The following is a 22,266-nucleotide window of genomic DNA, read 5'->3' on the forward strand; positions in this document are numbered from 1 at the left end:
GATGAGCCAGTGCACGATGGCACTGGCTCATATACCGGTTAAATGTGAATTTCACTTCGTTCGCTAGTGACCAAGTGGGCTTTATTTTGTATCCAGCTCTCCGACTGCCTTTACTTTAATAAAAACGGAGTTTCCTGGCATGTATGCAAGTGGGACGTCCTCAACAGAGACAATTTTGACTGTGTCCGGAACCGCTCCTGCCTCGACCGCATTCCCAATTGCATTTTGTTTTGCTTCTTCGACTGCATCTTCATACGTCCGCCCTTCCAACGCATAGATGTTTTCCGCTTCGCCGGAAATAGTCCCCAATGCAGCCCCAATTGCATTTGCGACATCATGATGGTCTGGCTTTATTACTTCTGAAGCCCCCGTTAATCGACTGTTGACTAGAATGCTGCCACCGCCTGTTAAAATGACAGGAACAGGCTCTTTTGACGTTTTCATTTGGTCAATCGCAACCTCAAGCTTTTCGATCATTTGTTTGTACGCCTGTTGACAGGCGTCGCTGTCTAAATCGCTTGTATCAGCGCCAGCAATCGTTTTGTCTGTCACAGCTAACACCACATCCGTTGCTGTCAATGTCTCGCCTCCAAAAGAGCGCGCTTCTTGTAATAAACGATAACCGACTGAATCAGGGCCAACCGTGATTGCGCCCTGTTCGTCTGTACGGATAATTGTTCCGCCTCCTAAGCCAACTGAGAGAATGTCCGGCATGCGGAAGTTGGTGCGGATGCCGCCGACATCAACGGCAATGGCTGACTGGCGTGGAAACCCATTTGATAGAACACCGATATCAGAAGTCGTTCCACCGATGTCTAGAACAAGGGCGTCTTTTAAACCAGACAAAAACGAGGCCCCGCGAATCGAATTCGTTGGCCCGCAGCCAATTGTCAAAATCGGGTAACGGATTGCATAATCGGCTTCCATTAATGTGCCGTCATTTTGGCCAATAAAGATTTGCGCAGGGATGCCAAGTTTGCTAAGTGCTTCACGGAACCCGGAAACGACGGTACGTATCGTCGTTTGCAGTGCTGCATTTAAAATCGTTGCATTCTCCCGTTCCAACAAACCAATGCTGCCAATTTGATGGGACAGCGAAATCGGCACGCCAGGCATGATATCATGGGCAAGGCGCGCTACTTTCAGTTCTTGCTCGGCTCGGGCTGGCGAAAATATGCCTGTAACCGCAATGGATTTAACGTTTTCTTTCATATCCTCCAGTGCAGAACGGATTTCATTTTCGTCTAGTTCTGAAATCAACGCGCCATCGTACTCATACCCGCCAGCTACTAAATAGTGGTGCTCGCCCACTGCCGCTTTTAAGTCATCAGGCCAAGCCGCTAAAGGGGGCACAGCCGTTGCTGCCGGTTTGCAAAGGCGAATGATGCCAACTTTATTTAGCTGTTTCCGCTCAACAATGGCATTTGTGCAATGGGTAGTGCCAAGCATTGCATAGCCAATTTCGCCAGGCGATATAGCTGATTCCTCTAGAATGGCAGTTAACACTTTCCAAATACCAGTCATGACATCCTCAGTAGTTGGCTGTTTTGCTTTCGCTATTACGTGCAATGTGTGATCAAGTAGGACGGCATCTGTGTTTGTGCCGCCTACATCAATTCCAATCCGATAGCTCATTTGCCTCCACCTTCCTGCAACTTTTCTACAGGCTCATACTCGACAGGATAGCCAAAATAACGAGGTCCTGCCGTTTCAATACCTTTCTTTGTACGCCATTTCGGGTCGCACGGAAATGCAATGACCGTCACCCGCATGCCGTAGCGCAATCCTTCAGTCGTAATGGGCTGCCCCGTTTCAACATCAAGGATCGCAATCAAATCAGGCGTCATGGCCAGTGGTTTTTCCCCTTCTGTCGCTAACAATTGTTCATTTTGAAAATGGAGTGTAACCATCCGTCCTGCATCGTCATGGATGCCTTCGACTTCACAAATTCCCCGAGTAAAACCGCCCGTTAGTGTGCGCTGGATGTCAGTAAGTTTGCCAGTTAACAGCTCGTAGCCGTTAAGGACGGCAAGCAGCCGTTTAATCGGATGTGTGCCATCTCCGCTTTTATGAAGCAACAGCCGCCCTATTTCTTCTGATTTTGTCAACGTGCCTGGAATGGCGCTCTTTTTTACAACAGAACCAGGAAGTGCATAGTCGCACACCGTACTAGACCCACCCATTTGCACAGTGATGGCCCGGGCAAGCTTTTCGCCCCAGTGGCCGTCCTTTGGCGTAATCACAACCGTATTGCCTTTTTCATCAGCTAACACGGTCGGATCAGCCGAATGGCCATCCAAGTAAAAAGTGACCATTTGACTCTCTGGAAAAGCACGCCCCATCGCGTCTGCGTCCACAAGAGGCAAACCTTTTGCCGCAGCAGCTAGTACAGGCACAAGTGAATTGACGCCTCCGACCTCAATTGGCATCAAGGCAGCTGCTTTTTGGCCAAGCGTCTCCTCGATTTTTTCAAGTGGAGCCACCAATTCTTCAATCGAAGGAATTTTTTCAACGCCTATCGTCGGTGAACCCATCATCGATAGAGGCACAATTAAGGCATCGTCTGCCAATTCTTCAATCGACAGCAACTTAATCGGTCCATATGTTTTGATCGCCTCAAGCGCCATCAATTTACCTAGGTATGGATCTCCCCCTCCTCCAGTACCTAGAACGGCCGCCCCCAAGGCGATATGTTCAATCGATTCTTCCGTTAGCCATCTCATACTTTGTTCTCCTTTTCCTGTTTATCTGTTCTTGCGTGCGAACACAGCTTTTCCAATTAGCGCTTGCAAAACAAATGCGACGATAAAGCCATCAAGTGCTGGAATGGTTGTGAAAACGAGCAGGCCCAACCCATCTGGCGCCGGCGTTGTCAGCCAACAAAACAATGACGTGACTAGCCATACGGCCAGCGAACGGCCGATCAGCTTACGGCTGTGAAGGGCTTGAAACGAGAATTTCTGTTTGTCGACAACATAATATTCAGCAGCATACACTCCTCCAACTGGAGCGATTAACATCGTCATCAATGATAAAAACGTAATAAAGTGGTCAAATATGCCTATAAACGCTAATGCCGAAGCGGCTATTCCCATTACAAGTGTCAACACGGGACGCTTTGCTTTTGGAATTAGCACCGACATGCTTAAAGAAGCAGAATAGAGATTATTTGTATTCGTCGTCCACTGGGAAAAAGTAAGGACAATTAACGCCGGTAAACTTAAACCAAGCAGGATAAATACTTGCGCCAAATCTTCTGTGTTTAACAATTTCGACAACAGCACGGCAATAACGACCATAAAGCTATTTCCAAAGAAAAAGCCTAAGAAAGCAGCAATCATCGCATCTTTCTTTGATTTTGCCCATCTAGAAATATCAGGAGAAAGAATCGTGCCAAGTACATAAATGCCTACCACTAAAGAAACAGCGACTCCGAATGAAAACTTCGCTTCTACTGGTGCCAACACGGCGCTAGCATCTCTTTGCGTAAATGCTAATACCAACGCTGCTAAAATTAAGACAACAAGCAGTGGGCTTGTCCAATTCGTTAGCTTTTCGAACCATCTAAACGCAAATGCGGTCGTCATCATCAGTAGTCCGCCAACAAAGGCAACTACCGGAAGGGGCAGGGCCCAGCCTGTTAAATGTTCAACAACAGATACCGTATTTTCGGCAAAAAATCCAGCTTGGACGCCGAACCATCCGATCATCGAAATTGATATAATGACTGAAATCACTTTTGCTCCAGCCGCGCCAAAAACAAAATTGGAAATCATCGTTGTGGACAGGCCGGTTGCAGCGCCAATATTGGCACAAATTGCGCCTAGCACGCCAAGAAAAAGAGAGCCGACGGCAACTGCCAGCAACGCCTCAACAAATGGGATCCCCGCTCCAAGTTGTGCGCCTAACAACATGCCTGATAAATCGATGCCGATGGCAAACCAAACAGTCGCCATCGGCAGCCAGCCTTTTCGCACTTCTTTTGGCACAGGCTCCCTTTCAAAGTCATTGATTGTTTTATATGCTTCTTCCATCTCTCGCTCACTTCCTTGTTAACAATTGGCCGTACGATTAGATATGCCTTGCCAATAAAATTTCCACGCATGAAAAAAGGAGGTTTCCAACGTTTCTTTGTTATAGTAAAACGTTTGTAAAAACAATCCATCCAATAAGCAAAGAAAAGAATCGACCAGCTCATGCAACGGTTCGCTCTGAATATCTCCTTGTTCAATCCCTTCCGAAAAAATAGCAACTAAAGAGGAACGGATCTGTTGTTCATTAGCAGCAAACCGGCTGCGCATCTCATCCTTAAGAAAATCAGGAGGAAACAAATTGACACGTGTTAAAAATTCCGTTTTTGTTTGCTCTCGGAGATGATAATCAAGCATGGCTTCCACCACTTTGCGGAGCCGCTGTTCACTTCCTTCGATCTCCATCACATTAGTTTGCTGAACTAATTGAGCAGCATGCTCATCAAGCAGTTCGTGATAAATGGTCATAAACAAGTCTTGCTTGCTTTTAAAAAACGCGTAAATTGAAGGTGTTTTGATCCCAACTGCACTGGCGACTTCCGCCAGGCTCATTCCCTCGTAGCCGCCTTTGGCAAACGCAACCAATGCCGCTTGTTTGATTTTTTCTTTTGTCATCGCCATCCACCTAACGAATATTAGTTAGCAACAGTTTAGTCCCCTTCCTCTTAAAAAGCAAGCACAAATTTATGTAAATTAACGAAAAGGAATATTTATGCACTGCCACTGCGCAAAAAAGAGCTGCCCATTACGGCACAGCTCTTATGAAACACGCTGCCAAAGCGCTTTCGTATAAATGGTTTGCAAGCCTGAGCGCTCCATATTGCGCTGGCTTGTTGTCGCAAATCCGGCTTGGCCACAAATGTATGTACATCCAGCAGCTGTGGCGTCTGCCTGTCGCCTAGCAATGAGCGCTTGCTGTACACCTTGCGTTCGAAATCGAGCAAGCACGGCGCAAACAGCAAGTACAGCAATGGTGCCACTAGTGAATAAAGCGGCAACCCCTGCTGGTTCTTCCTCGACTTCAGCCAAATAAAATGTCCAATTTCGTTCTTCATGCAATACGGCGTTGTTTGTCGCTACACTTTCCTTAAAAAAAGCAGGCATGCCGAAACTTTCTGTATAAATATGGCCATAAAGACGATAGTCTTCCAGTTTTAACGTCCGAATCGCTATCCTTTCGTGCCTCTCCTCTACTTGTCTGCTACAACGTCCTGCAAGAACGGAATGAAAACCGGTTTGGCAAAAGCCCTGTCGACACAGAGCTTGCATCACTTTGCTCCCAGCGGCGCCAGGCACTAATTGAATTTGTGGTTCTAGTTCTTTCTTTTCATAAAACGAAATGATTTCGCCAATTTGTCTTTCCTCTTCCTTGTGCAAGCCTCGGACTGTATTAAACGCGGGTCCTGGCATACGCTTTGCAGAAAACGCGTATGCCTGTCCAAATGTTTCAATCGCTACTCCGAGCGAATTGCCGTCTATCGTTTCTATTGCTCTCAAGCGTGAACTGAGCATGTTCGTCTCGGCCTCTTCCAAACGATCCACGAACGCCGGTTTCGTAATGATCATAACCCCTCCCCCGCTAATCAAAATCGACGATTCTTCCACTCCGTTCCTGGACTTGTTTGATCTTAAGCTTTTCTGCCATTTCCTGAACGAGGACAATCGCCATGTCTATTTCTTCCTTGCCATTTTCCTGTCCACCTACATAGACAGACACTGAGTTTGGATCCGCTGTTGCTGCCTGAGCAACATCAGCCAAAACCCCTCTGCTCAAACCTGGGTAAGCCTCTTCCAATTCGTCATGAAGCGCTTGTGCGACGGCGACTTGTTGCTTGTAATTGTCCGCTTCGCCATTCACTTTCATCCACACGCGGGCAATCGGTTGTTGATCGTAGATGAGTGTGCTCTCCGAATAAGAAATGCCCTCTTCCTGGATTTTATAGTGCAAATGGGGTTCTTCATTTTGATCGACTACTTCTGTTATCGCTGGCTGCTCTTTTTTTGTTTCTGCTTTCTTTTGATCGCCTGCTGGCTGTCCAATAAGCAGCAAAGCAGCAGCAACACTTAGCACCACACGCTTGTCCATCTAGGAACCTCCTAAAACTCTTTTTGTTTTACGTGTATTCCTAGTTTGGACAAACGATGCCTCGATACATACTAGATTTTTCATTTAAGCGCTGTTGATGTGGTTTGCGCCTTTGTCTCTTTAACGTTTTTTTGCCTCTTGCCATGCTGCAACGAAAGCAGCAACAGTCGGAAAACGCGCTTCTCGCTCTGCTGCTGTTGCCTGTTTTGCCACTTCGAATAAAGCGTTGCTAGCGTCCCAGTTTTCCTCCGTCCACTTGTTTTCATTCCCTAACAAGGCAAAAGCAACGGCCCCCATTGTGTAGACATTCGTCTGTGCATCAATCGCTGCGCCAAGTTGGAATTCTTCCGGGGCCATAAATCGCTTTGACCCCCACATTCTTCCCATTGTATTGACATAAGGTTTTTTCCGATACAAATCGATGTCGCATATCGTCGTTACCCCTGTTGAAAAGTCATACAAAATGCTGCCATCATAAAAGTCAATCGCGACGTAACCGTTACGTTCGACGTGTTCGTGAAAGGAATAAATACGATCAAGCGTATCTAACCGCTTCGCTACAGGCAACCGTTTATGCTTATAGGTCGGCGAGTTTGGATCGGTATACTTGGCAGGCGGCGGAAACAACCAATGGGCATGCAAACATTCGCCCTCTGCCCAAGGAAACACAAGGGCATAGCCCCCATTAGTGGCGAAATGGTTATGCAATATAACCAAGTTTGGATGAGCAAGATGTTCATAAACAGCAACCGCTTCTTTTATACGCTCAACTGCCTGTTGAATATCCCCCTCATAGTAAAGCGTCTTAGCACCTGCATATTTGACAAACCACTTCTTGTCCCCATCCGCTACCCCAAAACTTACATTTCCAGAGTCTTGTTGGTCAAAAACAGCAAAGATATCCCCTAGTTCTGAAAGCCAATCAAACTCATGTGCTTCTTTTAATGAAATGCTCTTGCTTCCTAGTGTTTGTATGACCATAGACAGATCTCCTTCTCTAGCGTTTTCTGACTTGTCTATTACTCATTTAAGTGGCTTGCCAAACGCAATATGCCAATGCAAGTGTTTAGAATCTTGGTAGGTGCCAAGGTTTGTCAACACACGGCAGGCGCCATGCTCGGCCTTGACTTGTGCAGCGACTGTTTTGATAACAGAAAACAGTTCAAGCAAAAGGGCATCGTCTTCTTCCTCTAACGACAATAATGAGGGAATATGCTTTTTGGGGATCGCGACAATATGTACAGGGTAATAAGGATTTGTATGGTGATAAGCAAGGACATTTTCTGTTTCCATTACTTTTTTCACTGCTGTTTTGCCACTTAACACTTCTTCACAATAAAAGTCTTCTGTCTTCATCGTATATTCCTACTTTCTAGTTCGTATATTCACCCGTCAAGTATACAGGTGTGCCACGGAATTAATTATGCATGACTTTCAAATAAATGCCTTTTTCTGCCTTCTCTCTCGCTTTGCTGATTAGGTCAGCCGCTTTTCTAGAGCATTTTGACACAGGCACGAACGCGCCACCTACATCTATCAACGGGTCAACGATACGGACTTTGTTTTTATGGTAATGATCGTATGCGCCTGTTGCTTCCTTTACACACACGCCAGAATAAATCTCGGCCAGAAGGCGCCGGACCTGTTCATCCCCACTTTCGTTCAGTTTTTTTACGAGTTCTTCATCCTCAGCTAATAGATCCCATTCGTTTATTGCGCCGCGCTCAAGGGCTAATCGCAATGCCTCGGAGATTTTCCAGTTGGCATACACATTTCGCGGTTCCATGAAAAATTTGATTGTTTCTTTATAGTAGGCTTCGATAAACCATTCTGCCGCAGCCAACGATTGAACAACCATTTTCCCTTTTTTTACAATAAGCTGTTCTAAGAAACGATGGGCTTCCTGAAGGGAAATAAATCGATAAGCATATAAATCCCGCAATGTATAGTCGATTCGGTCCGCACATAAATGTGGAGCAGGCTGTTCAAGCAACGGCCATTTCTCGATCTCATTGATAATCTCGTTTACATCGACTTGGTGCTTTTTCAAAATGGCAGGAATGTCCGATTCGGCAATTCGTTTATGAAACAGTTGTTCATGATAATCTTCCTTTTCATTCTTAAACACATAGTCAGATACATGGGAAAAAGCTGTGTGAGAAACATCGTGTAGCAAGCCAGCGGCCTGTTCTTTTAACGAACCTCCTAATCGGCGTATTAACAACATGACTCCAATCGAGTGCTCATAGCGAGTTACATTCCACTCCGGACAAACAAGATAAGCCGCTCCAGCCTGATGGACACCTTTTAATCGCTGAAGCGGCCTGCTGTTCACTAAATCGCGTAGTACCGGCTCAACTTCCATTGAACCATAAAGCTTGTCTTCCAACATCATCGTTTTTATCACTCCAATTAAAAAATGCAGGCAATCTTGCCCGCAGCAGACTGTGCCTAACGCTTGCATGCGGGTCGTTTACCCCGCCCAAATACTCTGGAACGACCACGCCTGTCCTATTCGTATTCGAAATCTCTCCTCGCCCGAAAAGCGTTTTAGTAAGTTTGTCGATAAACCGCCTCCACTTGCCCTTAAAGCTTCCTTTAACAACTTGCTCCCCTTTTCTACATTTGGCGGCTGTTGCCTAAATAACGCATTTGCCAGTTCTGCTTTCGTTTTTGTCGAATAGCGACTAGTGCGATGGCCTGAATGAGCCAACGCTTGCTGATAATACGTTTCTGCTTTATAAAAATGATGATTGCGAACAGCGTTTTGTCCAAGAGAGCGTAAAATGAGCCCTTCCGTTTCCTCAAGGCCTGCAGCCCGTTCTAGCAAATTTAAAAAATGCGCTTCTGCCTTCTCGTATTGGCCCGTTTCCGATAAGATGTTGCCGAGTATCATTTCCGCCTGCAATTCCTTTTCCACGTACATTGGATCAAGGGCGAAAAAGCGTCTTGCCTTGTCTAAATAAGGCATGGCCCGGTCAAATCGGTCAATTTTATAATAACAAACGCCCGCACGGTAATAAAATTCTCCATGCTCCATTTCGTCTTGAATATGCGCTAATTCTTTTTCCGCTTGTTCATATAAATCGACAGCTTCCGTAAACCGTTCTTTGTAGAAGGCATATTGGCCACTGAAGAAATAATAGTAATAATTCAACAAAAAATCCGACTGCAAACAATTGACGAGTGCCTCTAGCTGATGGGGTTCTTGCAACTGTTCAAGCATCATTTGATAGCGAAAACAAACGAGATTGTAATACGCAACCATTTTGTCATCGCGAAGCAGTTCTTTGAAGCACACATCAAGCTCTTCTTTTAAGATGGCTGCTTGTTGGACTTGGCGTTTGACAATACAACGGTACAACTGGGCGACTTTTTTGCCGATTTCACTATTGCGTACTGCATTCACACTCTCCCCTCCTCTTATTTATTATTATATCGGATTGTCTCGCAAAAAAGGGAAATTATTACTGAAACCCTCACGCCCAATGTTTTCACTTTTTGCATAGAGTGATTTCCATTTTCGGAACAGTCTAGCAACATTAAGCAAACCACTTTATTGCTTTGAGCTTATCGCCAAGCGGTTGTTGCTTTAACCGTTCAAGCATAGCCGGATTTGCCCCATGCATTTGCAAGTACGACTCGAGCATCGCTGCCTTTTTCTCTCGTCCCATTAAGACGTAGGCAACAAGCCAAGCTTCAGGGCTTCCTACTGGTATGCCTTGCCAATGAAAAGCAGCATCCGCAGGAATGTGGCAAATGCCTGCTTCTGAGCGAAGCGCAAAACCGCCGATGATTTCAACTTCTTGGCCGTTTTTTTCGACAAATAGCTTATAACTACTCGTAAATAAGTGGTCACCCGTTTTTCCTGTTTCGAACGCTTTTATTGGGAAAAGGGCTTGCGTCACAGCGTTCTTGTTAGCGTTTGTCATAATGTCCCAATCGTTTACCGTTTCCGTCAACCCTAATGCATACAGCAGGCCGCTCCCCCCTAATGAAAAAGCAATCTGATTTGCTTTTAACTTGCTTGCTACCGTAAAAAGGGCGTCGATTTTTTGTTGGTCCATAAGTGCCTCCTCTTTTTTGACTTACAACAGGACGTATGAATCACATTCGCGTCATTGCCATTTACTCGTATTTTCGTCAGTTTCCTTTCAGCAAACCTTGCGAAAACCGGGAGCCGATTTAGGTTGTTTTCTCGTGAAATAGGCTTCTTTCAATTATTTTATCATTCGCAACGTTTTTGGCAAAAATTTTCCCGTCAAGGGCTTGCTTCTCACGCTTTGTTGCGATAATCTAATCAAGTCGGAACTTTTTATGCGCCTATAGCTCAATCGGATAGAGCATCAGCCTCCTAAGCTGAGGGTTGCAGGTTCAATTCCTGCTAGGCGCGTCTTCTATGTTTCCTTTTGTTTGGCTTCGCTCCCCATGTTCTTACGCAAAGTTTCCTAAACATTGATTTAGAAAAAAAGTATATGATTCAATCTGTAGCCTATTTGCGTGCAGAGGTAGTAAAAGAGACGAGCTGTTTCGACATTATGTATAAATGTGTGTTATTATGAGAGAAAACCAGACAAATCTCTTGCGTTCGCAACAATTTATTCATATAATAAAAGATAAGAACAACGATTCAAGTACATGCTCGTTTCTTATGATAAGAATAGCTCGTCCTCGTTCTTTATTAACTGCAATTGCTTGACTGTACACACAATGATTCATTTTTTTCATATACTAAATAAAAGTATCTAAATTTTCAAACTTATGATCCGGACCTTGTTATGAAGGAGTTGATGTGATGGGAAACACATTCAGCTTTAAGAAATGGCTTTTCATTGTTTTGACCACCCTTATGGCTATTGTGGTTCTCCTTGCTGCATTAACTGTATTTATTGGCTATAAAGTAACGAACCCAACGATCCGCTTGCTTCATACAAACCCAAATAACGTGGGCCTTGACTATGAAGATGTCTCATTCTCAAACATCGTTGACAATATATCGTTAAGTGGCTGGTGGATTCCTTCCGACCAGCAATCGCTTTTTCAAAATGAAAAAGCGGTTATATTTTCACATGGTTATGGCTACAACCGTACCGAAATGCCGTTTTCCAGTCTTGAATTGGCGGCGGCCATGCATGAAGCTGGCTATCATGTTTTCATGTTTGACTTCCGCAATTCTGGCATGTCTGAAAAAGCACCTACAACATTTGGCGGAAACGAAAAAAGCGATTTGCTTAGCGCGATCCGCTATGTACATGATCAACAAGGGATTGAAAACATTGCCTTGGTAGGTTGGTCGATGGGTGCGGCCACTTCTATCATGGCAGGAGCAGAAGCCGATGAAGTCAAAGCAGTGGTTGCCGACAGTCCATTTTCCGATCTAAACGAATACGCTAAAAACAGTTTCCACTATTGGACCGGGCTGCCGAAGTCCCTTGCGGCAGGAACAGCCCGGGCAGTTGAAGCAATTGTCCCAACGTTTAACTTAGAAGACGTAAGGCCCATTTATGCAGCAACCCAGTACAATCAAGAAAAAGGCTTGTTTTTAATCCATAGCCGCAAAGATGGAGCGATTCCTTACACAGAGTCAGAAGCGATACACAGTCACGCCGCTGGCAGTGAGCTTTGGCTACCTGAAAAAGGCGGCCATATAAGAAGCTATTTTCATTACAAAGCTGAGTACGAGGAACGTGTGTTAAACTTTCTTGACCGGACCTTTAAAAAATATGAGCCACAAATTGTGGAAGCCCGCTATTTCACTTAACAGGAAAAACCCCTCTCTCCAACTCGTTGCACTGGAAGAGGGGTTTTGACATGTGCGCCAGTTTTTACTCCTTATAAAAACAAATGAGCAATTGGCGCAGCCAACAAGATGCTTAACACCACCCGTTCAAACCAAATGACAAGCAATTTCGGCACACTGACAGGAATGTCGGTCGCCAAGATCGTCGGAATGACCGCGGAAAAAAACAGCACGGAAGACACACAAACAACTCCAATCGTAAAACGGGTGATGAGATCAGCGTCGGCAGCAATAGCTGCTGGCAAAAACATTTCAGCAATGGAAGTTGCAGCAGCACTTGCAGCAAAGGCAGGATCAGGCAATTGGACGAGTGCTGTTACTGGGAAAAATAACACTCCAAGCCACGCAAACAGAGGCGTATACTTAGCCAGCGCTAACCCGAAAAGGCCAATGGACATAATCGATGGCAAAATGTTCATCGTCATGCGGAACCCATCACGGACGTTTGCGCAAATATTGGCAGATAGGCTCAGGCTCCCTTGCGCTTGTGCCATCGCCTGCGCCCAGCCACGTTGGAGTCGGCGCCCTTGCTGCTCTGCTTCAGGCTTGCCTGTCATCCCGTTATAATAGCTTTCCGTTGTTTGTTTTAATGGCCAGACTCTAGCCGTTACCGCCGTCACTGTAAATGTAACGACTAAACAAGACCAAAAATACACGTTCCAGTTCGCCATTAAATCGAGTGTATTGGCAACGACCACCATAAAAGTAACGGAAACGGTGGAAAAGCCAGTGGCAATGATCGTTGCTTCTTTTACCGAATAGCGCCCCTCGCGAAAAAGCCTGTTCGTAATCAGCAATCCAAGTGAATAACTGCCGACAAACGAAGCAATAACATCAATCGCAGAACGCCCTGGCAGGTTCCAACCTTTCCTCATAATGGGCTGCATCCATACACCGGCAAGCTCAAGCAAACCATATCCTGTTAACATGGCCAAAAATACAGCCCCAATTGGGACAAGAAGACCTACAGCGACAACAAGGCGATCAAAAAGAAATGGGCCCATGTCCTCTGCCAACATCCATTGCGGGCCAATGCCGAATAGCACCATGACAGTAATTGCTAAACCAGCAAGTTTAAAAACAGCCAAAAGCAAATCGGTCTTTGTCTGCCGCCATGTCCCCTTGTAAAACGGATAAAGCGCGCCAAGAAAAATCACAAGCAACGCATAATACGGCACAATTGCAGGGAAAGCCTGCCTCATTGCGGTCACGATATGGTCAAGCATAATGGAAGATGTACCGTTGATTGGCATGGGCACGAAAAACATAAACACGCCAATGCTGCTATAAAGCAAGAAACGGATCAGCGCTCGAGGGGAAGAACCGTTTCCTTGCTTAGCCTCTAATCGTGGCTGTTGCTTCAAGGGCTCCATGGCGCCCCCTTACTGGGCAGCTAGGGCATGAGCCCATGTTTGATGGAGACGTCCCACTTTCTCGACAATTGCTTTTTCAGATTGCGTGACGAGCTGTTTGTTCGCCACTACATGCTTGCCGTCCACAAATACGTCGGCAATCGCTGTTGGCTGCATCGCATACACGAGATTTGCCAACAAATCGGTTCGTGGCGATAAAGAGAAGTCATTCAAATCGAGTGCAATAAAATCCGCGCGGAAGCCTTTTTTCAATTCACCAGTTTGCAGCTTTAGCAAAGCAGCTCCTGTTTGTGTGCCCATTTCAAATACTTGTTTCCCAGTGATGCATGTGCCGTCCAGACGCGTGACTTTTTGCAGCAATGAGCACATCCGCATTTCTTCAAACACGCTAATGCGGTTATTGCTGCAAGCTCCATCTGAACCGAGGCCAATGCGCACGCCCGCTTGCTGGAGATCGGGAATGCGCGTCACGCCATCTGAAAGAAACATGTTGCTTGATGGGCAATAGGCCAATCCTGCCCCTTTGTTGCCAAGCAGAGTTACTTCCGAATCGTCAAGCCAGACAAGGTGGATCGCAATCATGCTTTCATCAACGACGCCTAATGAGTCCAAATAATGAACGGGCCGCAAGCCATATGCATTCAACGTTTCGTCGACTTCAAACGGCTCTTCTGCTACATGGATATGGAATGGCGTGCCTAGCTCTTGGGCAAGACGGTGGCCAGCCTTGATCATTTCTGGCGAGGCAGCATGTGGGCTATGAGGGGCTGGCTGGATCGACACCATCGGATCACTCTCGTATTTGGCCGCCAATTTCCGTGTCCGTGCAACAGCTTCGTCGACTGATTCTTGGTATGCTTCTGGCGCCCCAGCCCAATCATACATTGTCCGTGCAAAAACGAGGCGTATCCCGACATCTTTCGCAGCTTGAATCACCGCTTCATCGGTTTCCACGCCGCCACGATGGACGTAGAAAAAGTCACTGACTGTCGTCGCGCCGTACTTCAACATTTCACCAAAAGCAAATAGTGCCCCTGTATAAATTGCATCCTCATCCAAGAAAGGCGTGTATCGGTACAGTGCCTTGTCGCGCCACTCTAAAAACGGCTGATCGGCGGCAATGCCTCTTAGCAAGCTTTGGAAAGAATGGTTATGGGCATTCACTGTGCCAGGCACAATCGCTTTGCCATCCATGGCCACAAGAGGCACATGGCTATATAAGCGTGACATGTTTTCTTGCGGGCCAATGGCTTCAATTTCCCCGTTGTTTACACACATCGCATAGCTTTGTTGAAACGCGCCATCTGTATATATCAAATCAGCTGAATAAAGCGTCCTCATCTGTTATCCGTCCCTTTCTGGTCAAGGTTTTGGTCAAGTTTCAGCAGCGCATGGAACAACACATTCGCAGCTGCCTCAATGTCACAGAGTGCACTTGCTTCTTCAGGGCAATGGCTTTTGCCGCCAATGCTAGGCACAAACAACATGCCACTTCTTGTCACTGCCGCCATATGGGCTGCATCATGTCCAGCCATGCTCCCGAGTGTCAGCGTCTTGTAGCCAAGTGAATCGGCTTGCTCCGCCAATGTGTCGATTAGTAATTTGTCCATTGGCACAGGCCGTTGCGATAAAAACGTTTCTTGCTTTATCGAAACGCCACGTCTCCTTGCGAGTTCTGCAATTTGGCTGTTTAATGCATGGCGGACAGCATCGATTTCTGCGCTTGTTTTGCCACGAATTTCGACAACCATTTCCACTTGGCCAGGGATAATATTGGCGGCGTTCGGGCGCACGTCAAGTGTGCCAACTGTTGCGACTACTTCTTCTGCCTGCATTTCCGCGGCCGCCTGTTCGACAGCTACAACCACTTCTGCCGCAGCGGCGAGTGCATCCTTACGTTCGACCATGACAGTCGTCCCCGCATGATTGGCATCACCTGTTACAGTTACACGCTCTCTGTAAATGCCCGTAATTCCAGAAACAATGCCAACAGGAATACTGCTTGTGACTAAGCGTTTCCCTTGTTCAATATGGACTTCAAGGTAAGCAGATAAAGGCGGCGCTAACGCGTGCGTGTCCTCAAAGCGATCGGGATCTCCCCCTGCTTGCCTAAGCGCTTCCGTCAACAACAGCTCATTGTCATCTGTCACACCCTCTAAGTCTTGCTTTGTTAACTTTCCTGCTACTGCCCGGCTGCCAAATGTCGATAAGCCAAACGGGTTCGGCTCCTCTGCCGTAAAGGAAACGAGTGCGAATGGATGGCGTGTTTCGATTCTTTCTTCGTTCAGTCGTTCCATTACTTCTATGGCAATGAGAACACCGAGCGCGCCATCATACATGCCACCGTTTGGCACCGTATCCATATGGGAGCCAAACGAAATAGCAGGAAGAGGTTGTCGCCCGTTACGAAAAGCCCATATATTGGCGGCGGGATCGCACTTAACATCAAGCCCAAGGCTGACACATTGTGTTTGCAACCATTCCCTAGCAGCGAGTTCCGCAGACGTGAACGTTGTCCGATCTAACCCGCCTTTCTCATTTTTGCCAAATTGGCCGAGTTCCTCAATCTTCCGTTGCAAGCGAGCATCGTTGATTGTCGGTTTTTTCAAGTAACACACCGCCTTCCACAACGATTTTCCCTGCTTTCATGACTGTATCGACTCGATTAACAGCATAGTTATACTGCAATGTTTGATAGTTGGGCGCGTCAAATAGCACGAGATCAGCGTTTTTGCCTGCTTCAATGCTGCCGATGTCCTTCGCTCGGCCAATGGCGTGTGCGGCATTGATCGTGGAAGCGGCAAGCACCTCTTCTGGCGTCATTTTCATTGTCAGGCAAGCCAAATTCATTATGAATGGCAATGACTCAGTCGGCGATGAACCTGGGTTACGGTCTGTCGATAAGGCAACTGGTACTCCTGCTTCGATCATCGCCCGAGCATTGGCGGGCTCGGTCATTAGAAAAAAGGCTGTTCCTGGCAGCAGCACGGCGATAACGCCTGCCTCGGCCATTTGTTCGATGCCTGTTGGTGAGGCCTTTAACAAATGGTCTGCACTGACTGCCCCGACTTTTGCGGCAAGCTCAGCCCCTCCAAAGGAAACCAACTCATCGGCGTGGATTTTCGGCTTTAGCCCATGCTTTTTCCCTTCCTCCAAAATGTATTGCGATTGGGCGACCGTAAAGACGCCCTCTTCACAAAAGACATCACAAAACTCAGCTAAGTTTTCAGCTGCGACTTGGGGAATCATTTCTTCTGCCACTAATTGTACAAACCCATCAGGATCCTGTTTCCACTCAGGCGGAATCGCATGTGCCCCCATAAAAGTCGAGACGACGTCTACTGGGTGTTCATTGTTTAATTGTTGAGCGACACGGAGCTGTTTTAGTTCAGCGTCTGTCGCTAACCCGTAGCCGCTTTTCGCCTCAACGGTTGTCACCCCGTGCTGCAAAAAACGGTCAAGCCGCAGCCGCGATTCATGGGCCAACTGGTCAGCAGTGGCTGCTCTCGTGCTTTTTGTTGTGCTTAAAATGCCGCCGCCTGCCTGTAAAATGCTCATATACGACTTGCCTTTCAAACGCATCGTCAATTCTTGTTCACGGCTGCCAGCAAAGACGAGATGTGTATGAGGGTCGACGAGTCCAGGCGTGAGGATTTTCCCCGTTGCCTCAATCGTTTTCACCTTCCCAGAACGTTTTTGCAAGTAATGACGAGCATCTGCGTCTGTACCGGCAAAGGCAATCTTCTCTCCCTCAACGATGACACTCCCCCGTTCAATGACGCCAATTTCAGATAAGTCCTCTCCTACTTTTGGTTTGTCGCTTGCTCCGGCAACAGTGACAACTTGTTCAGCTTCCTTGAGATATAAAAGTTCAGCCATTTTCTTTTCCCTCCCTTGCAAGGGCCGGAATGACAATGCCTGTTGCTTTTGCCGTTTCGATAGCTTTTTGATAACCAGCATCGGCATGGCGAACGACGCCTAGGCCTGGGTCCGTTGTCAGCACACGCTCCAAACGCCGTGCCGCTTCCGCTGTCCCATCTGCGACGACAACCATGCCAGCGTGAAGGGAGTAGCCCATACCGACGCCGCCACCATGATGGACAGATACCCAGCTTGCCCCTGCAGCTGTATTCACAAGTGCATTTAAAATTGGCCAATCAGCAACGGCGTCACTGCCGTCTTTCATTGCTTCTGTTTCCCGATTCGGCGAGGCGACCGAGCCTGCATCAAGGTGGTCACGTCCGATCACAATGGGGGCGGACAATTCTCCAGAAGCGACCATTTCATTAATCCGTTTGCCAAAACGGGCACGTTCCCCATAGCCGAGCCAGCAAATCCTTGCCGGAAGGCCTTGGAAAGAAATATGGCGACGTGCCATGCGGATCCACTGGCATAACGGTTCATTGTCGGCAAACTCTTGCAAGATCACTTCATCCGTTTTATCAATATCTGCTGGATCGCCAGAAAGGGCCACCCAGCGGAAAGGCCCTTTGCCTTCGCAAAATTGCGGGCGGATATATGCAGGAACAAAACCAGGAAATGAAAAGGCGTCACGAATCCCTTCATCAAAAGCAACTTGGCGAATATTATTGCCATAATCGAACACGATCGCGCCACGCTTTTTTAACTCAAGCATCGCTTCAACATGCTCGGCCATACTCTTTTTAGCAAGGCTAATGTAAGCTTGGGGATCTTCCCTTCGCAGCACTTGCCCTTGTTCAAGGGGGAACCCTTTTGGCAGATAGCCATTCAAAGGATCATGCGCAGACGTTTGATCAGTGACAATGTCTGGAACAAACCCGCGATCAAGCATTTCTGGCAACACTTCAGCCGCATTGCCGACTAAGCCGATTGAAAGGGGGATGCCTTCCTTTTTCGCGAGTTCTGCTTCCTCAATGGCCTCTGTTAGCGTATGGGCGACAATATCCAAATAGTTGGTCTCCATACGTTTGTCGATCCGGGAACGGTCCACGTCAACGCAAATAGCCACCCCATTTGCCATCGTGACCGCTAACGGTTGGGCGCCGCCCATGCCTCCTAATCCAGCTGTTACGGTAATCGTCCCTTTTAATGAGCCGCCAAAATGTTGTCGTGCACATTCGGCAAACGTCTCGTAAGTCCCTTGAACAATGCCTTGACTACCAATATAAATCCAACTTCCAGCTGTCATTTGCCCGTACATGGTTAAGCCTTTCTTATCAAGCTCATGAAAGGTTTCCCAATTCGCCCAAGCAGGGACAAGGTTGGAATTGGCAAGCAACACCCGCGGAGCATCTTCATGTGTTTTAAAGACAGCAACCGGTTTCCCAGATTGAATGAGCAACGTTTCATCGTTATCAAGCGTTGTTAACGATGAAACAATACTATGATAAGACGGCCAATTGCGCGCAGCCTTGCCAATCCCGCCGTAGACAACTAATTGATCTGGATGCTCTGCTACTTCTTCATCTAAATTATTCATAAGCATACGGAGCGCTGCTTCCTGCACCCACCCTTTGGCCGTTAAGGCAGTGCCTCTTTTCGCACGAATCGGTTCATTGTTCAGATTCACTGTGGCATTTCCCCCTTTACATGTCTTACTTAGCAGTATAGGGAGCTACATCATTTGCGCCTAGCTGATTTCGATTGGATTTTTATTTCATATATTCGACTTTTCATTTATTTCTGTCCGAAAATTTTCCTTTCATTTGCACTTTTTTTAGGTTTAATCCTTTTCTGTAGTTAGTTCTCGAATGCGGTACTGGTTCGGACTGTACGCGGTTTGTTTTTTAAATGCCTTTGAAAAATAGGCTGGGTTTGCATAGCCTACCCGTTCGGCAATCTCACCGATGGCGAGCATAGGGTCAGCAAGGAGCTCCTTGGCCGCCGCAATCCGAATGTCTTGCAGCGCGTGGCGAAACGATTGTTTGAGCCGTATGGAAAACAACTGGCTTAAATACGAAGGATTTCTGCCGACATGCTCTGCTACACGGGTTAAATTAAGCTTAGGGTTTTGGTAATGCTTGTTCATATATCGGAGCGCTTCATGGACAACGTCCGTTTTTTGGACCGTTTCCACACGACGCGTTTGCTCAAACAGAAATTGAATAAACAAAATGAGCTCTTGGACAATCCTTGCTAAAACTGGCATATTTAATACGCTATTAAACAAATTGTAATAGGCGCGTTCCACGTCCTCTCCTGCCATTTTCCAATTACGCATATAGCGGCGCACTTGGGCAAGAATGCTTGTCAATTTAATCCGCAGCAGGCCAGGATCGGGCAAAGCGCCGCTGGCATAATAAAATTCCCCGTATAGCCATTGCTTAAGGGAAGTGAGTTTGTTGTCTCTCAACATTTCGATCCAAATCCGTTGTTCATCTGGCGTCAAAAGTGGATCAATCCGTTTCCACGAAAACGCTTTCCCAGTTACGATCACTTGATCAAAACCGATGAAAAATGCTCGTTGCAAATGGAGTAGCGCTCGCTGATACGCTTCCTGCAAAGTACGATTTTCTTTTTGATCCAAAACAAAGACAGCTAAGCCGTTGTTTTCGTCCCCCCAACTATTAAGCAGCTTATGGCACAGTTTTTCCCGCCAAGGGTCCCGATCAGGAAACACAAGCATCACCACGTCACTAAGCGGGAGAATAGCCGGTTTATCTGTAAATGGGAAAGCTTCGGCAAATTCAAGCAATTTCACGGTTTTGCCTTTCTCTTCATGTTGGATGAGCACCACATCTCCTGAAAACGAATCGGTCCGACCAGGCAAAAAAAGGTCACGGTACGATGGACAGGGCCACTCAGGCTCTTCTTTTTCGCTCTGGACAACAGAGTGCTTTTCTCGCAGTAACTTGTGTAAATGCCGCAATAGTTTCTCAGAATCAAGTGGTTTTATAAGCAAGTCGACACAGCCAAGTTCTAGCGCCTGCATTGCTTTTGCATACGTTCCTTCTGCAGAAACCGCCACAAGAGCAGGCGTAAAGATGGCCGCATAATGTTTTAATTGTTCCCATTCACGCCCCTGAAACATATCCAATTCAAGGCAAATGACATCAGGCCGTTCTGTTTCCATTTGTTCAAACAGTTCTTCCGGCGAACACGCAATGCCGGCACGCTCTACTTGCAAATGAGAAGAACGAATCAACCACTCCATTCCATAGCATTCGCTTAAGTCACGGTCACACACAATAATACGCTTCATCTCAACACCACCCTTTGCTAATCGTTTATACTTCAGTTTAAAAGATTTCTCCTCTAAATGGAATGGAATTACATTTTCCCAACATAACATTGCTTATAAAAAAATGAAAAAACATCCGTAAGCCGGACAAATCGAATTTATGACCATCATGCCTCTTCGCCAAAATCAAACGTCAAAACCGAAGGAGAAGGAACTCTCCTTGGGTTTTGACGTTTTCCTCTCTCCTAAATTACAATCATGTTTTTCCTACACCGACTGACTTTGCACTGGTTTTTGAACAAACAAAGAGGCTTTTTCAATGGCCGGAAGCTTTCGAAGGACTGGGTGAACCAACCAGCTGGCACTAAATAACAACATCGCTATCCCACAAAACGCTACAGGCAAGACGGGGGTAAAGGTAGAGCCAAGCGCCCCACCTATAAGGGAACCAACCGGCACACCGACTGCTGCTGCACTGGATAGGACTGTCACGACACGGCCAATCATCGCTTCTTCCACTTGTTGTTGGATGGACGAAAAAATGAGGATATTGAAGATGCCAATCGCGATACTGCCGATACAGAAGCAAGGCAAAGAAAAGTAAACGGGCAGAAAAGCAGTACCAAGCCAGGCAATGCCGGTACTAGAAAAACCAATGACCGTTAGCAGCCCGAAACGGCATTCTTTGACTTTCGGAGTCACTAGTGTGCCAATCATGACGCCAAGTGACAACCCAGCCAAATAAAAACCATAAATGGCTTCACTATTGCCTTTCATTAATGTAAAGGCAGGCAAATTCGGAACCATTACACCCAGCGCCATATTAATAAAAATAATCGACCCAATCATTTTTGGGATAAGCGATTGAGAAATATACGTCATCCCTGCCTTTAAATCTGTTTTGTAGGCGACCACGCTTTGTTTCATGCCTTGTCTTTCTTGAGGGACAGTGTTTTGTCTAAAGCGGAATAATGTATACGTTAATGATGACAACAAATGGCAAACCGCTGTAATTAAAATGGCTTGAACAGGGCCGATGAAAGCAACAAGAACACCGGCCCCAGCAACAAAAGCGATACCCATTCCTTCCCTCACCGTTTGCAAGTACGCATTTGCTTTAATAATGTTTTCTTTACCAACAATAATTGGCATAATCGTTGATTCGATCGGGTATGTAAACTTGGCTAGCAAAGAAACAGCAAATAGCAATGTGATGACATAATAAACGTTCAGGCCAATCGTTGCGTAAAACAGTGGTAGTGTAAATAGCAATGCTGACTTCAACACTTCGCATACGATTAAGCCTTTTTTGTACGTGACGTATCGAGCAAATGGCGCGATTAAGAAAGCCAACGCATTTGCCAATGTTACTGCGAAATAAGCGAGACCTGAATAAAAGACATTTCCGCTCAAATAGAGGACAAGCAACATACCCGAAACCGCATAAACGCCTGCACCAATTCCATTAATAAACACGCCAGAAAGCAAAATCATAAAATTTCTTTCACGTAAAAATGATCGTGTTTTCATTTACGTCCCCTCTTCATCATTCTTTTTTGTTCCTCCCATCTGTTACATAATGCATGCATCAATGGAATGTGGAGGTTAAGGTTACTGTCAAAGCAGAGAGCGAGCGAGACCGCCCTTCTTTTGATCACACAACAGCTTTTTCTTTACGTTCTATCATACAATTTAAAAATTTAAATCACAACATTTTTTTAAATCAATTTACGTATGACACCTGTCACAAAAAAGCAATGACATCTATGAATAGCACTCTAGCCGGTTATCGCTTAATCTATAAAGGCGCTATA

19 protein-coding genes and 1 tRNA gene are annotated in these 22,266 nt (G+C 46.4%); 2 read left to right on the plus strand and 18 right to left on the minus strand.

Annotation, left to right across the window (positions count from 1 at the left end; all coding sequences use genetic code 11):
- Positions 1-81: 81 nt before the first annotated feature.
- The 11 genes from V5G21_RS05160 to V5G21_RS05210 form a co-directional block, all read right to left on the minus strand.
- Positions 82-1,635, minus strand: a complete 1,554-nt coding sequence (locus V5G21_RS05160) for a hydantoinase/oxoprolinase N-terminal domain-containing protein (RefSeq protein ID WP_011248152.1) — start codon at positions 1,633-1,635, stop codon at positions 82-84.
- Complete coding sequence (locus V5G21_RS05165) at positions 1,632-2,723, minus strand: DUF917 domain-containing protein (RefSeq protein WP_338465297.1); 1,092 nt, start codon at positions 2,721-2,723, stop codon at positions 1,632-1,634. Before V5G21_RS05165 ends, V5G21_RS05160 begins: the two co-directional genes overlap by 4 nt.
- A 21-nt stretch (positions 2,724-2,744) precedes the next feature.
- Positions 2,745-4,034 (minus strand): cytosine permease, encoded by a 1,290-nt coding sequence (locus tag V5G21_RS05170; RefSeq protein WP_011248154.1) that lies wholly within the window; start codon positions 4,032-4,034, stop codon positions 2,745-2,747.
- Positions 4,035-4,052: 18 nt separating this feature from the next.
- Positions 4,053-4,646 carry a TetR/AcrR family transcriptional regulator gene (locus V5G21_RS05175; protein ID WP_179290717.1) on the minus strand — a complete coding sequence of 198 codons (594 nt, stop codon included), beginning with the start codon at positions 4,644-4,646 and terminating at the stop codon, positions 4,053-4,055.
- A 144-nt stretch (positions 4,647-4,790) separates the two neighbouring features.
- Complete coding sequence (locus V5G21_RS05180; RefSeq protein ID WP_095326415.1) at positions 4,791-5,597, minus strand: GNAT family N-acetyltransferase; 807 nt, start codon at positions 5,595-5,597, stop codon at positions 4,791-4,793.
- A gap of 13 nt (positions 5,598-5,610) precedes the next feature.
- Positions 5,611-6,117, minus strand: a complete 507-nt coding sequence (locus V5G21_RS05185) for a stage II sporulation protein P (protein WP_095254936.1) — start codon at positions 6,115-6,117, stop codon at positions 5,611-5,613.
- Between the two features lie 120 nt (positions 6,118-6,237).
- Complete coding sequence (locus tag V5G21_RS05190; protein WP_095254937.1) at positions 6,238-7,098, minus strand: protein kinase domain-containing protein; 861 nt, start codon at positions 7,096-7,098, stop codon at positions 6,238-6,240.
- Between the two features lie 42 nt (positions 7,099-7,140).
- Positions 7,141-7,473 (minus strand): HIT domain-containing protein, encoded by a 333-nt coding sequence (locus V5G21_RS05195; protein WP_011248159.1) that lies wholly within the window; start codon positions 7,471-7,473, stop codon positions 7,141-7,143.
- A 61-nt stretch (positions 7,474-7,534) separates the two neighbouring features.
- Positions 7,535-8,512, minus strand: a complete 978-nt coding sequence (locus V5G21_RS05200) for an HD domain-containing protein (protein ID WP_338465298.1) — start codon at positions 8,510-8,512, stop codon at positions 7,535-7,537.
- Between the two features lie 78 nt (positions 8,513-8,590).
- Positions 8,591-9,526, minus strand: a complete 936-nt coding sequence (locus V5G21_RS05205) for a Rap family tetratricopeptide repeat protein (protein WP_338465300.1) — start codon at positions 9,524-9,526, stop codon at positions 8,591-8,593.
- A gap of 133 nt (positions 9,527-9,659) precedes the next feature.
- The gene (locus V5G21_RS05210; protein WP_095254939.1) at positions 9,660-10,184 is read right to left on the minus strand and encodes a hypothetical protein; all 525 of its coding nucleotides are present in this window, start codon (positions 10,182-10,184) and stop codon (positions 9,660-9,662) included.
- Positions 10,185-10,436: 252 nt separating this feature from the next.
- On the opposite strand from V5G21_RS05210, the gene V5G21_RS05215 reads away from it, so the two are divergent.
- Together V5G21_RS05215 and V5G21_RS05220 are read left to right on the plus strand one after the other, a co-directional pair.
- Positions 10,437-10,510: transfer RNA gene (locus V5G21_RS05215), tRNA-Arg, on the plus strand.
- Between the two features lie 402 nt (positions 10,511-10,912).
- A complete protein-coding gene (locus tag V5G21_RS05220) occupies positions 10,913-11,878 on the plus strand; it encodes an alpha/beta hydrolase (protein WP_211182978.1) in 966 nt (321 codons plus the stop codon).
- A 71-nt stretch (positions 11,879-11,949) separates the two neighbouring features.
- Here the strand turns inward: V5G21_RS05220 and V5G21_RS05225 are convergent, their stop codons facing one another.
- From V5G21_RS05225 to V5G21_RS05255, 7 genes are all read right to left on the minus strand, one after another.
- Positions 11,950-13,290 (minus strand): YjiH family protein, encoded by a 1,341-nt coding sequence (locus tag V5G21_RS05225; protein WP_338465301.1) that lies wholly within the window; start codon positions 13,288-13,290, stop codon positions 11,950-11,952.
- Between the two features lie 9 nt (positions 13,291-13,299).
- Positions 13,300-14,631: an amidohydrolase family protein gene (locus V5G21_RS05230; protein WP_035203042.1), complete on the minus strand. Its 1,332-nt coding sequence runs from the start codon at positions 14,629-14,631 to the stop codon at positions 13,300-13,302.
- On the minus strand, positions 14,628-15,908 hold the full coding sequence (locus V5G21_RS05235) for a Zn-dependent hydrolase (protein WP_338465513.1): 1,281 nt from the start codon (positions 15,906-15,908) through the stop codon (positions 14,628-14,630). Before V5G21_RS05235 ends, V5G21_RS05230 begins: the two co-directional genes overlap by 4 nt.
- Positions 15,853-17,169 carry an imidazolonepropionase gene (gene hutI / locus V5G21_RS05240; RefSeq protein WP_338465302.1) on the minus strand — a complete coding sequence of 439 codons (1,317 nt, stop codon included), beginning with the start codon at positions 17,167-17,169 and terminating at the stop codon, positions 15,853-15,855. Before hutI ends, V5G21_RS05235 begins: the two co-directional genes overlap by 56 nt.
- Complete coding sequence (gene hutU / locus V5G21_RS05245; protein WP_338465304.1) at positions 17,162-18,841, minus strand: urocanate hydratase; 1,680 nt, start codon at positions 18,839-18,841, stop codon at positions 17,162-17,164. The genes hutI and hutU overlap by 8 nt, the downstream gene beginning before the upstream one ends.
- A 153-nt stretch (positions 18,842-18,994) precedes the next feature.
- Positions 18,995-20,473, minus strand: a complete 1,479-nt coding sequence (locus V5G21_RS05250) for a DNA-binding response regulator (protein WP_338465305.1) — start codon at positions 20,471-20,473, stop codon at positions 18,995-18,997.
- Between the two features lie 246 nt (positions 20,474-20,719).
- Entirely contained in the window at positions 20,720-21,982 is a 1,263-nt protein-coding gene (locus V5G21_RS05255) for an MFS transporter (RefSeq protein ID WP_011248171.1), read from the minus strand.
- Positions 21,983-22,266 lie beyond the last annotated feature (284 nt).

The sequence above is a fragment of the Shouchella rhizosphaerae genome, from assembly GCF_036700015.1.
GTDB lineage: Bacteria > Bacillota > Bacilli > Bacillales > Bacillaceae_D > Shouchella > Shouchella rhizosphaerae.